The organism is Aromatoleum petrolei, from assembly GCF_017894385.1.
Lineage (GTDB): Bacteria > Pseudomonadota > Gammaproteobacteria > Burkholderiales > Rhodocyclaceae > Aromatoleum > Aromatoleum petrolei.
The window spans coordinates 4,918,834-4,931,199 of record NZ_CP059560.1 but is presented as its reverse complement, the minus strand read 5'-3'; the positions used below and the strand labels follow the sequence as shown (position 1 = coordinate 4,931,199).

Below are 12,366 nucleotides of genomic sequence, written 5' to 3'. Positions count from 1 at the left end.
CCAACCCCTGCGGACAAATCACCCGCGCCGCAGGAGCAGATCCGCATGAACCGGCTGACAGTCTGGATGGCGGTGACGATGGCCGCCTGCGCGATCGTGTTTACGGTGTGGCCCGAGCTCGATCTCGTGGTGTCGCGCGCGTTTTACGATTCCGCACGCGGCTTCTCGGGCGACCACAACCCGCTCGTGCAGTCGCTCTACCGCGGCATCCCGCTCATGTCCAAGGCGACCATCATCGGCCTGTTCATCGCCCTCTTCGCCTACTCGATGCAACGCGGGGTAACCGGACAAAAACGCCGCATCCAGGTCGCCTACCTGATCGCCGCGCTCGCCCTCGGCCCGGGCCTGCTGATCGACGTCGCCCTGAAGGATTATTGGGGCCGCGCACGCCCCTACAAGGTCGAGCAGTTCGGCGGCACCAAGACCTTCACCCCGGCAACGCAACCGTCCGACCAGTGCGACAACAATTGCTCCTTCGTCAGCGGCCACGCCTCGGCCGGCTATTATCTGGTGAGCCTCGGCTTCCTCGGAGGGGTTGCCGCCCGGCGGCGCTGGACCCTGATCGGTCTCACGGTTGGAACGCTCTTCGGCCTCGGCAGGATCGCCCAAGGCGGACATTTCCTAAGCGATATCGTGTTCAGCTTCTATGCAACGTGGTTCGCGGCCTGGGCCGCATGGGTGATCTTCCTGCGGCTCGGATGGCTGCGGGACGAAAGTTCAGCGACAGGGCGGCCCTCGCATCGCGACGACCGGCACGGAGGAAGCGCCGCCCGATCCGGGGGGCGCCCAGGCTAGCGGGCCACTGATGCCGGAATCGAGTTCGTGAGCTCAATGACGTTGGCGCCCGAGGCGCCATCCGCGACTTTTTCCAGCTTGCCATCGACGACCGCGCCGCATTCCATCTGCAGCTGACGGTAGATGATGTTGCCCGAGATCCGCGCGTTCGCCTGCAGCTCGAGGAAATGGTCGACCTCGAGATCACCCTCGATTACGCCGTTGATCACGGCGTCGTAGGCACGCACGCGCCCGTTGATCGAACCTTTCTCGCTGAGAACGAGGAGGCTGCGCTCGCCTTCCTTGTTGACCACGTTGCCCTGGATGCGGCCGTCGACCCTCAGCCCGGCAGAAAAAATCACATCTCCGACGATCTCGAGGTTGTCCGCGACCAAACTCGAAAGCTTGGTCATTTCGATCGTACGCTTGCCCTTGCGTCCGAAGAACATCGCTCCTGCCCCCCCCTTTTCCACTCCCGTGCCTGCCCGGCGCGACGGGTCACTTTTCCGGCTTGCCCGCCCCGGCTGATTTCAGGAACGCCAGTTCGTCGCCGACCTGCTTCAGTTGTTCGTTTAGCGCTGCAACTTGTCGCTCCAGTTCGCCGCGCGTCGCCAGTTCGACATCCAGCTCGAGACGAACCTTTGCGAGCTCCTTCCTGAGTTCGATGTTTTCCGCGCGCACGTCTGAAAGGTAGGACGCCGGCGCAAGATTATTCTCGAAAAACCGCAGTCCGGCCACCGCCACCAGCACCGCCACCACGAGCGTGGCCCCGAGCACGAACGCCATGCGCCCGACGCCGCGGTTTGCCGAGGTCAGTGCATATTCATTACGCGTCAGTTCGTGATTCGGCGAACGGCGCGGCGGCTTCATCGGCTCCACTCAGAAGCGCGCAAGATAGGCAGCGGGATCGACCACCAGGCCATCCTTGATGACTTCAAAATGCAGATGCGAACCGGTCGAGCGTCCGGTCGACCCGACCTCTGCGATTTTCTGCCCTGGTATCACGATCTGCCCGCGCGTGACCAGAACCTTGGACGCATGCGCATAGCGCGTCACAAGGCCGCCACCGTGATCGATCTCGACGGTCTTGCCATATTCCACGCGATGGCCCGCGTAAACGACACGCCCGCCACCACTGGCGACGATCCCGGTGCCACGCGGGGCTGGGTAATCGACACCGCTGTGGAACGCGAGACGGTTGCGGAACGGGTCGAGCCGGTTGCCGAAATTGGAATTCACCTCGACATCAGGAACCGGCGCGCGCCCGGGGAATGCCATCTGCACGAGGCTGAACGAGGTCGCAAGGTTGTCGAGATGGGCGAATGTCTCGCTGACACGTTCGATGTCTCGCTCCATTCGCTCGAGTTCGTCGGAGAGCTTGCCGGCGTCGTCCGCGTCCGACATCAGCGGCGAGCGTACCAGCGCAGTGACCGGATCGGTGACGCGGGGCGCGAACGCCGCGTTCGGATCGAGCAGCGGACCACCGGACGACGCCGGAGGCGTCTTGGCCATGCGACCCGATTTGCTTTCCGCCTCGGCGCTCTCACTTAGGCGGCTTTCGAAGTCCGTGAGGACACCGATTCGGTTGGCAAGACCTTTGGCTTCCGCCTCGAGCTGCACCATCCGGCCCGCGAGCTCGCCGAACCGGCCGATGAGCAGGCGTGCTTCAGGGCTCGCGGAAGGGTCGGCACCGCCTTCCTGCGATGCGGCCGCAGAGTTCGCCGGCGACTGGAAACCGTACCCGAGGGCGAATCCGCCACCGAGTGCGGCCAGCACCGCGATACTCGCGCCGGCCAGGAACGCCCGTGCGCTGATCGTGCGCACTTTCGACCGCGTTAGCGTTCCGGCGGAAAGAATGACAAAAGCCATCCGTCTCCTCCAAGCAGAGACATTGACCAGGCATCGCACAAGCTACGCGTGCGATGGGCGAAAACGGATCCCGGCCAAATCCATTCGTGCAAATCCAAAACGCCGGAACAAAGGCGGCGAATTTTATCACCAAATCAACATGATGCGTCAAGCCGGGGACAGCGAGATCAGCGCCAATGTGGCATCCCTCACCATCCACGCGGCTTTGCGGCTCACGAGCCGGGAAGCCCGGCCCTCTGGTCCGCCCCCACTGCAGGCACTATCATCACGCGGACGGCACAATACGGAACCGTACGTTCCGACACCCAAGAATCGAAATCCGAGGAGACCCGAATGACCGCCGCGAACGCCTACCCGACCCTGCTCCAGCCGCTCGATCTGGGTTTCTGCACGCTCAAGAATCGCGTACTGATGGGGTCGATGCACACCGGGCTGGAGGAGTCCGGCAACGGCTTCCAGAAGCTGGCCGCTTTCTACGCAGCGCGCGCACGCGGTGGCGTCGGCCTGATCGTGACAGGTGGCATTTCGCCGAATTCGGACGGCCTGATCTTCCCCGGTGCGAGCGCTCTGACGAACGACGAGGAAGTTGCGCACCACCGCCTGATCGCCGACAGCGTGCATGCCGAGGGCGGACGCATCTGCATGCAGATCCTCCACACGGGCCGCTACGCGTATCACCGCGGTTCGGTGGCGCCGTCGGCCCTCAAGGCGCCCATATCGCCGGTGACGCCGCGCGAGATGGGCGAAGAGGACATCGAGCGCACGATCGAGGATTACGCCCGCTGTGCCGCGCTGGCGCAGCGTGCCGGCTACGACGGCGTCGAGGTGATGGGCTCGGAGGGCTACCTGATCAACGAATTCACGGTCCTGCATACCAACCACCGCACCGACTGCTGGGGCGGCAGCATGGAGAATCGCCACCGTTTCCCCGTGGAGATCGTGCGCCGCGTGCGCGAACGCGTCGGACCCAATTTCATCATCATCTACCGCATCTCCATGCTCGACCTGGTGGACGGCGGTGCGCCGTGGGAGGAGATCGTCGCGCTCGCGAAGGCCATTGAGGCTGCCGGGGCGACAATCATCAACACCGGGGTGGGCTGGCACGAGGCGCGGATCCCCACAATCGCGACGATGGTGCCGCGCGCCGCCTTCAGCTGGGTCACGCGGCGCATGAAGGGCGAGGTCGGCATTCCGCTGATCACCTCGAACCGCATCAACACCCCCGAGGTCGCCGAGCAGGTTCTGGCCCGCGGCGATGCCGACATGGTGTCGATGGCGCGTCCCTTCCTCGCCGATCCGGATTTCGTTGCCAAGGCGGCCGCCGGGCGCGGCGACGAGATCAATACCTGCATCGCGTGCAATCAGGCCTGCCTGGATCATATTTTCGAAGCGAAACCCTGCACCTGCCTGGTGAACCCGGTCGCCTGCCGCGAAACGGAACTGATGATTTCGCCAGCCCAACAGAAAAAACGCGTTGCCGTCGTTGGTGCGGGGCCGGCGGGCATGGCGGCTGCAGCCACCGCCGCCGAGCGCGGCCATGCTGTAACGCTTTTCGAGGCAGCGGACCGCATCGGGGGGCAGTTCAATCTCGCGAAGCGGATTCCCGGCAAAGAGGAATTTGCGGAGACGCTGCGCTACTTCGGCCGCCGCCTGGAAAGGGCCGGCGTGGAACTCCGGCTGAACCGCCGCGTCACGATCGATGAACTCGCCGGACGTTTCGATACGGTGGTGCTGGCGACCGGGATCACCCCGCGCACCCCCGAAATTCCCGGCATTGACCACCCCAAGGTGGCGAGCTACATCGACGTGATAACCGGACGCAAGCCCGTGGGCCGGAAGGTGGCCGTGATCGGCGCGGGTGGAATCGGCTTCGACGTCAGCGAACTGCTCACGCACGCCGACCTCGCGGACGACCCGGTCGAGCATTACCGCCGCGAGTGGGGGATCGACGCCACGTACGCGACGCGGGGCGGCCTGTGCCCCCCCGTGGAGGAAGCGCGCACGCGCGAACTGTGGCTGCTTCAGCGCAAGCCTAGCAAGGTCGGCGACGGCCTCGCCAAGACCACCGGCTGGATCCGGCGCACGCTGCTCAGTCGACGGGGCGTGAAGATGCTCGCGGGCGTCAGCTATGCGAAGATCGACGACGCGGGCCTGCACCTGCGGCTGGGCGACGAGGAAAAGCTCCTACTGGTCGACACGATCGTGATCTGCGCCGGTCAGGACCCCCTGCGGGAACTGCAGGCTCCGCTGCAAGCTGCGGGAATGGACGTCCATCTTGTGGGGGGGGCGGACGTCGCCGCGGAGCTCGATGCCAAGCGGGCCATCGACCAAGGAACGCGGGTCGCAGCGGCGCTCTGAGTTCGCGCGCTGACAGCATCCCCCCGCAGTTCTGTTCGCCTGGTGCCCCGCGAGGCGCCAGGCGGTCAGAGCTGCAATTCGGCCCGCTCGACCTCGATCACCAGCACGGCGCGCGCCCACGGAAACGATGCCTTCACGCGCTCAAGCAGTTCCGGGTCGTTCACGATCGCTCCGATCCCATGCAGCAGGCAGCCCTGGCCGGGTCCGTGACTGCCCTGTACCGAACGCGACGCCGCCAGGATCTGGACGCGCGGGTTGCTGCGCAGGTTTTCCTCCGTCTTGCGATAGTACCCTGCCGGCAAAACCAGCTTGTCCCCCTCGACCCCGAGACGCCGCAGGTATTCGCCCCAGTTTCCCACCACGTGCGGCCCCTCGGGGCCCTCGGTAACGATCGTTACAAACTCCGTCTTCTCGAGAAGATCCCGCACCGCGCCTTCGATCACGCCCATTGTTCGCATCTCCTGTCTGTCGTTGCCGTGCGCCTCACTGCGCACCCATGCCGGCCGTTGCATTCGGCCATCGTTTTCCGGATTTTGTTTTCCATAAAATAATAGACCCGGATTAGCATGTCTCAATTGATGCGACTCAAGGCGGTCCGTCATACCCGTCCGTCAAGGCCGTCAAATTGGCTGCATTGCGAACACGCAAAAAAAACGGCGGCCGAGGCCGCCGTTTTCGTTCCGCCGGGCGCGGTCTTACTTGCCAGCGTGCTCGGACAGCTTGAGCCAGGTATCGACGACCGTGTCGGGATTGAGCGAGATCGTCTGAATCCCTTCGTCCATCAGCCATTCGGCGAAATCGGCGTGGTCCGACGGACCCTGCCCGCAAATGCCGACGTACTTACCGAGGCGGTTGGCCGACTTGATCGCCATCGACAGGAGCTGCTTCACCGCCGGATCGCGCTCGTCGAATGCGTGGGCGACGAGGCCGGAGTCACGGTCGAGGCCGAGCGTGAGCTGGGTGAGATCGTTCGAGCCGATGGAGAAGCCGTCGAAGTGCTCGAGGAACTGGTCCGCGAGCAGCGCGTTGGACGGGATCTCGCACATCATGATGAGCTTGAGATCGTTCGTGCCACGCTTGAGGCCGTGCGCGGCGAGGAGGTCGACGACACCCTTGGCTTCTTCGACGTTGCGCACGAAGGGCACCATGATCTGGACGTTGGTCAGGCCCAGCTCGTTGCGCACCTTCTTCATCGCGATGCACTCGAGCTCGAAGCAGTCCCGGAAGCTGTGCGCGATGTAGCGCGAGGCGCCGCGGAAGCCCAGCATCGGGTTTTCTTCCTCCGGCTCGTAGATCTCGCCACCGAGAAGCTTGCGGTACTCGTTCGACTTGAAGTCGGACATGCGGACGATGACGGGCTTCGGATAGAAGGCCGCGGCGATCGTCGCCACGCCTTCCACCAGCTTCTCGATGAAGAACTGCTTGGGCGTCGCGTAGCCGCGCGACCGGCGCAGGATCTCATCGCGCAGGCTGGCCGGGACCTGGTTCAGCTCGAGGATCGCCTTCGGGTGGATGCCGATCATGTTGTTGATGACGAACTCGAGGCGCGCAAGGCCGACGCCGCCGTTCGGGATCTGCGCGAACTCGAAGGCGAGTTCCGGGTTGCCGACGTTCATCATGATCTTGACCGGGATCTCGGGCAGGTTGCCCATGTCCGTCGTGATCACCTCGAAATCGAGCTTGCCGCGATAGACGTAGCCGGTGTCACCTTCGGCGCACGACACGGTCACCGAGTCGCCTTCCGACAGCACTTCGGTCGCGTTGCCGCAACCGACGATGGCCGGGATGCCCAGCTCGCGCGCGATGATCGCGGCGTGGCAGGTGCGGCCGCCGCGGTTGGTCACGATGGCGCTGGCGCGCTTCATCACCGGCTCCCAGTTCGGGTCGGTCATGTCGGTGACGAGGATGTCGCCCGCCTGCACACGGCTCATCTCGGACGCATCGGCAACGACGCGCACCGTGCCGACGCCGATCTTCTGGCCAATTGCGCGGCCGTGCGCCAGTGCCTTGCCGTACTGCTTGAGGCGGTACTTCTCCATCACCAGCCCGTTGGACTGGCTCTTCACGGTCTCGGGGCGCGCCTGGAGGATGTAGAGCTTGCCGTCCTGGCCGTCCTTGCCCCATTCGATGTCCATCGGGCGGCCATAGTGCTGCTCGATCACGACGGCGTAGCGCGCGAGTTCGAGCACGTCCTCGTTCGTCAGCGAGAACTTGACGCGGTCGGCCTCGGGCACATCGACGGTGCGCACCGACTTGCCGGCTTCCTTCTTGTCCGCGAAGACCATCTTGATCAGCTTGGAGCCGAGGTTGCGGCGGATCACCGCGGGCTTGCCCTGCGCCAGCGTCTGCTTGTGCACGTAGTACTCGTCCGGATTCACCGCGCCCTGCACGACCGTCTCACCCAGGCCGTAGGAAGCCGTGATGAACACGACGTTGTCGAAGCCCGACTCGGTGTCGATGGTGAACATCACTCCCGAGGCACCGGTATCGGAGCGCACCATGCGCTGCACGCCGGCCGACAGTGCAACGTCGGCGTGCGCAAAGCCTTTGTGCACGCGGTAGGCAATGGCGCGGTCGTTGTACAGCGACGCGAACACTTCCTTCATCGCATGCAGGATGTTCTCGTAACCATGAATGTTCAGGAAGGTTTCCTGCTGACCGGCGAACGAGGCATCCGGGAGATCCTCGGCGGTCGCGGACGAACGCACCGCAAAACTACCCTCGCCTTCCGCGGTCAGTGCGTTGTACGCTGCATGAATCTCTTCTTCCAGCTTGGTCGGGAAGGGGGTCTCGACAACCCACTGGCGGATCTGCGCGCCGGTTTTCGCCAGCTTTTCGACGTCATCCACATCCAGCGCATCGAGCGCAGCGCGGATTTTCTCCGCGAGCCCCTGATGGGCGAGGAACTCGCGGAACGCATCGGCAGTGGTGGCGAATCCGCCAGGAACCCGCACACTGGCGGGCAACTGACTGATCATCTCGCCGAGCGAGGCGTTCTTGCCACCGACCTGCTCTACGTCCGACATGCGCAGTTCAGTGAAGGGGATGACATAACGGGTCATGAATGGCCTTCCGGTTTTGTTGGGGAGAAAGCAAAATGTGATTTTAGCGAATTTTGCTGCTTTGCCGCATGACAGGTTTTCCCGTATGTAACGATCTTTGGCCCCGACCATGAGCGAAAATCCTCCCCGGACCGTATTCTTCATCTCCGACGGCACCGGCATTACGGCCGAGACGCTGGGCCACAGCCTGCTCGCGCAGTTCCCGAAGTCCGGGCTGCGCCAGGTCCGCATCCCCTTCGTCGACGACCTCGACAAGGCACTCGACGCTGCCCGCCTGATCCGCGAGGCACGCGCTGCCGACGGCGTCCGCCCGATCGTCTTCAGCACCCTCGTGAATCCGCACCCCGAAAGTGGGTTGCGCGACGTAGATGCCCTGTTCGTTGACCTCTTCGAGCAGTTCATCGTGCCGCTGGAGGCCGAGCTCGGCCAGCGCTCGACCCACACGGTGGGACGCTTCCACGGCATCGCCGAGAGCCAGGACTACAAGGCGCGCATCGAGGCGATCAACTTCGCCATGTCGCACGACGACGGGATCTCGACGGACGGAGAGCTCGCCGACGCGGACGTGATCCTCGTCGGCGTGTCGCGCTCGGGCAAGACGCCCACGAGCCTCTATCTCGCGATGCAGTTCGGGGTGAAGGCTGCGAATTACCCTCTCATTCCCGAGGACTTCGAGCGCAACAAGCTGCCCGGCGAACTGCACCGCCATCGCGCCAAGCTGTTCGGCCTCACGATCGCGCCCGAGCGCCTCTCGCAGATCCGCCAGGAGCGACGCCCGAACAGCCGATACGCCGCAATCGAGAACTGCCGCTTCGAGATCGAGGCTGCACAGAAGCTGATGCGCCGCGAGAACATCCCCTGGCTCGACTCGACGACGAAATCCATTGAGGAGATTTCGGCTACCATCCTCCAGGCCGTAAGGCTCAACAGACCTGCGTACTGAACTGCGCAGGCGCTGCAAGATCCCCCAAACAGGAATTTCCATGAAGAGACCTCGTCAAAAACGCCGCGGTGGTTTGGGCCGCGACGCCGAAAACCTGATCTGGCTCGCAACGGGCCTGGCCGAATCCGGCAGCCGCGCGGAAGACCGCTACTGGGACCGGCTGCTGTGCGAGAGCCTCGATCGCATCCTCGAGGAAGGCGGCGAAGACACGCTGAATGCCGCGCTCGACCATCTGTACGCCGCCGACCCGCGCGCCTACGACGAACTCGCGGACTACATCGAGTCGCGCGCGGAGAGCGCGTCCGGCCTTTCTCCGGATCACGACATCCTGCTCATCGCCGCGCCGGTGCTGGCGTGGTCGCGCTATCGCATCCCGTCCAACACCATTTCCGCTGCCGTTCTGGCGAACCTGCGGGTGCACCTGCAGGCTCACGTGCTCGCCGATAAGGTGAAACTGGCGCTTGCCGACTTCCTCTTCAGCCCAGACCAGTTGCCGCAGGGCTACTGCGCGACCTCTGCATTCGCCGCCGAACTCGGGCGCGCTGCCGTCGCCGGGAAGGACTTGCGCATCGACACCGAAGGCATGCCGGAAACGGCGCAGTTCCTGTCCGACACGCGTTACCTGCTTGCAGCGGTTGCCGTGCCCAAGGGCGAGGCACTGTTCGCGTGGCAGCAGCCCGACCGCACGCGCGAGCAATGCATGGCACAGTGGCGCATGCAGGGCGGCGCCTGCCTCACCCCCCTGCTGCCGGGCTGTGCAATGGAAGTCGTGTTGCCGGAAGCGTATTTCGCTGCCAGCCGCCAGGCCGACAAGGACAGCCGCCCGTATGCGATCCGCGCCTCGGTGGCCTTCCTCGGCGCCGAGTTGGATACGCCGGCCGCGAACGTCCGCGCCGTGATCGCGCCGTTCTACGACCGCGAGCTCGAGGAATACCGCGTCGGACTGACCCTGCGCGGCAAGGAAGAGGTCGTTCACGGCGTCGTGTGGCCGCTGCTCGGCGCGGAAGACGAGACGTCCGACGCGCATGCCGAGATCGAGGCGGTGCTGCGCGATTGCGGCGTGACCGAAATCGTGAACCTCGAACACCGTTTCCCGCTCGAATACTGCGACGACTGCGGCGCACCGCTCTACCCCTCGCCGGAGGGCGAGATCGTGCACGCGGAGATGCCTGACGAGCACGGCGAGCAGGCGCCCCGCCACCTGCACTGAAGGTTGCGCGCGGTCCCGACGGAGGGAAATCAATGAGCCGCAAGATCGAAAAGACCGACGCCGAGTGGCGCGCGCAACTCTCACCCACGCAGTATCAGGTCGCCCGGCAAAAAGGCACCGAGCGTGCCTTCACCGGCGAATACTGGAACTTCTGGGAGAACGGCGAGTACCGTTGCATCTGCTGCGGCGCGCCGCTGTTCGACTCCGAGCACAAGTTCGACGCAGGCTGCGGTTGGCCCAGTTTCTGGACCGCAGCCGCGCCGGAGAACGTCGATGAGGCCGAAGACCACTCTCACTTCATGCATCGCACCGAGGTGCTGTGCCACCAATGCGGCGCCCATCTCGGGCACGTCTTCGAAGACGGACCGGCGCCCACGGGGCTGCGCTACTGCATCAACTCCGCCTCCATCCACTTCGATCCGCAGCGCTCGCCAGGGGATGCAGACTGAGAACAGCGAGCGCCGGCAGCCCCTTCAGCCGCGATCGTCGTCGAGCACCACCAGCACCGACGAAGTAAAGTCGCGACGGTAGAGCACCACGACCACCAGCGCGGTCAGGAACAGGAAGAGCCAGGGCTGGATGAACCAGGCAACCGCTGCAAGCCCGAAATAGTAGGCGCGGATGCCGCGATTGAACTCGTCGCCAGCCAGCGAGTTCACCATCGCGACTCGCTGCACCATGCGCTCACGCCCTGCCCCGTCGGGATTCGTCGGACTCGCGCCGATGAGAATGGAGAGCATGTTGAACTGGCGCAGCGACCAGGTGAACTTGAAGTAGGCAACCACGAAAACGGTCAGCAACAGCAGCAGCTTCAGTTCCGCCAATTCGCGCGAGGTCGCGCGCGCAAACGGCAGGTCGGCGGTGAAGCGCATCGCCTGGTCAAGGGCCCCGAGTACGGCGAGCAGGCCGGCGATGATGTAGATCGTGGTGTTCGCGTAGAACGACACGCTCTGCATGAGATTGCCCACCAATGCCGCGTCGCTGACACGCAGATCGCGTGCGAGCATCTCGCGGGCCCAGTCGAGCCGGAAGCGGTGACTCACCCCCATCAGGCCGCGCTGCGACCAGCGGCTGCTTTCCGATAACCACCCGTAGCCCGCCCACGCCGCGAGAAACCAGCCGAGCGCAACCCAGTCGAGCGTCGAAATGCTGCTCATCGTGTGCCCGCCTCCCGCAACGCACGCCTCATCGCTCGAGCAGGAAGTCGCGCACCAGCGCGATCTGCGCACGGTCCATCAGCACCGGTGCGTGCCCCACGCCCGCAATCTCCGCAAGTCGCGCCCGCGGCCCGGTGTCACCCATCCGGCGGAATGTCTCGGGGGTGAGCAGATCCGATTCGGCGCCGCGGATCGCAAGCGTCGGGCACTGGATCGCGTTGTACACATCCCACAGATCGATATCGACCACCACGGGCGCCGCGCGGAAGACGTCGCCCAGTCCTGGGTCGTACACCATCGCGAAGCCCCCCTCGACGGGACGCACCGAATAGCGCGTGAGGTGTTGCCACTGGTCGTCGGTGAGCGGGCCGAAGGGGGCGCTCACGGCGCGGATCCAGGCTTCGGCCTCGGCCATGCTGCGGAATTTCGGCGCATTCCCGACGTATTCGCCGATGCGTCGGAGCGAGGCCGCAGTGATCACCGGTCCGACGTCGTTGAGGACGAGCCGCGAGATCGGCGTGTGCGGCCTGCTGGCGAGCAGCATGCCGATGATCCCGCCCATGGATGTGCCGACCCAATGCACCGTGTCGGCATCAAGCCGCGCCAGCAACGTCACCATGTCCCCAACGTACAGCGGGAAGCCGTAGTCGGACTTCACGCCGAGCCAGTCGCTGCGTCCCCGCCCCACCACGTCGGGGCATACCACACGGTAGTCGTCCGCCAGCGCCTGCGCGAGGAAATCGAAGTCGCGCCCGTTGCGGGTGAGACCGTGCGCGCACACGAGCACCTTGCGGGTGGCTGGATTGCCCCATTCCACATATGCCATGCGATGAAAACCGTGCGGACCGATGCATTGCACCGACCGCTCGCGCACGCCATGCCACGGCCGGTCCACCACGGGCTGGACGGCACGCGAAGGGGGTGGTTCGGGCCGGAGCAGACGGCGCAGGGTGTCAAGCAGACTCATTGAAGCGAAATCCCGGTATGCACGGC

General features: G+C 64.7%; 12 protein-coding genes. 5 read left to right on the top strand and 7 right to left on the bottom strand.

Annotated features, from left to right (window positions below; all coding sequences use genetic code 11):
• The first annotated feature begins 45 nt into the window (after positions 1 to 45).
• Positions 46 to 795, top strand: a complete 750-nt coding sequence (locus tag ToN1_RS22575; protein ID WP_169205064.1) for a phosphatase PAP2 family protein — start codon at positions 46 to 48, stop codon at positions 793 to 795.
• Here the strand turns inward: ToN1_RS22575 and ToN1_RS22570 are convergent.
• Genes ToN1_RS22570 through ToN1_RS22560 form a run of 3 tightly spaced genes read right to left on the bottom strand, consistent with a single transcriptional unit; the run spans position 792 to position 2,643 of the window.
• Positions 792 to 1,223, bottom strand: a complete 432-nt coding sequence (locus ToN1_RS22570) for a bactofilin family protein (protein ID WP_169205063.1) — start codon at positions 1,221 to 1,223, stop codon at positions 792 to 794. The two genes, ToN1_RS22575 and ToN1_RS22570, sit on opposite strands and share 4 nt — an antisense overlap.
• A 49-nt stretch (positions 1,224 to 1,272) precedes the next feature.
• Positions 1,273 to 1,644, bottom strand: a complete 372-nt coding sequence (locus ToN1_RS22565) for a hypothetical protein (RefSeq protein WP_169205062.1) — start codon at positions 1,642 to 1,644, stop codon at positions 1,273 to 1,275.
• A 9-nt stretch (positions 1,645 to 1,653) separates the two neighbouring features.
• The gene (locus tag ToN1_RS22560; protein ID WP_169205061.1) at positions 1,654 to 2,643 is read right to left on the bottom strand and encodes a M23 family metallopeptidase; all 990 of its coding nucleotides are present in this window, start codon (positions 2,641 to 2,643) and stop codon (positions 1,654 to 1,656) included.
• Between the two features lie 333 nt (positions 2,644 to 2,976).
• Here ToN1_RS22560 and ToN1_RS22555 point away from each other — a divergent pair, with 333 nt between their 5' ends.
• Entirely contained in the window at positions 2,977 to 5,001 is a 2,025-nt protein-coding gene (locus tag ToN1_RS22555; protein ID WP_169205060.1) for an NADPH-dependent 2,4-dienoyl-CoA reductase, read from the top strand.
• A 65-nt stretch (positions 5,002 to 5,066) separates the two neighbouring features.
• Here the strand turns inward: ToN1_RS22555 and ToN1_RS22550 are convergent, their stop codons facing one another.
• Both ToN1_RS22550 and ppsA read right to left on the bottom strand, forming a co-directional pair.
• Entirely contained in the window at positions 5,067 to 5,450 is a 384-nt protein-coding gene (locus ToN1_RS22550; RefSeq protein ID WP_169205059.1) for a pyridoxamine 5'-phosphate oxidase family protein, read from the bottom strand.
• Between the two features lie 246 nt (positions 5,451 to 5,696).
• Positions 5,697 to 8,063, bottom strand: a complete 2,367-nt coding sequence (gene ppsA / locus ToN1_RS22545; protein ID WP_169205058.1) for a phosphoenolpyruvate synthase — start codon at positions 8,061 to 8,063, stop codon at positions 5,697 to 5,699.
• 109 nt (positions 8,064 to 8,172) lie between these two features.
• Between ppsA and ppsR the strand changes: the two genes are divergently transcribed.
• From ppsR to msrB, 3 genes are read left to right on the top strand one after another with little or no spacing between them, the layout of a single operon-like run.
• Entirely contained in the window at positions 8,173 to 9,006 is an 834-nt protein-coding gene (ppsR, locus tag ToN1_RS22540) for a posphoenolpyruvate synthetase regulatory kinase/phosphorylase PpsR (protein ID WP_169205057.1), read from the top strand.
• Positions 9,007 to 9,046: 40 nt separating this feature from the next.
• Complete coding sequence (locus ToN1_RS22535) at positions 9,047 to 10,216, top strand: DUF2863 family protein (protein WP_169205056.1); 1,170 nt, start codon at positions 9,047 to 9,049, stop codon at positions 10,214 to 10,216.
• Positions 10,217 to 10,248: 32 nt separating this feature from the next.
• Positions 10,249 to 10,665 (top strand): peptide-methionine (R)-S-oxide reductase MsrB, encoded by a 417-nt coding sequence (msrB, locus tag ToN1_RS22530; protein WP_169205055.1) that lies wholly within the window; start codon positions 10,249 to 10,251, stop codon positions 10,663 to 10,665.
• 24 nt (positions 10,666 to 10,689) lie between these two features.
• On the opposite strand, the gene ToN1_RS22525 is transcribed toward msrB, so the two are convergent.
• Positions 10,690 to 11,373: a DUF599 domain-containing protein gene (locus tag ToN1_RS22525; protein ID WP_169205054.1), complete on the bottom strand. Its 684-nt coding sequence runs from the start codon at positions 11,371 to 11,373 to the stop codon at positions 10,690 to 10,692.
• Positions 11,374 to 11,401: 28 nt separating this feature from the next.
• The gene (locus ToN1_RS22520) at positions 11,402 to 12,340 is read right to left on the bottom strand and encodes an alpha/beta fold hydrolase (protein ID WP_210147910.1); all 939 of its coding nucleotides are present in this window, start codon (positions 12,338 to 12,340) and stop codon (positions 11,402 to 11,404) included.
• Positions 12,341 to 12,366 lie beyond the last annotated feature (26 nt).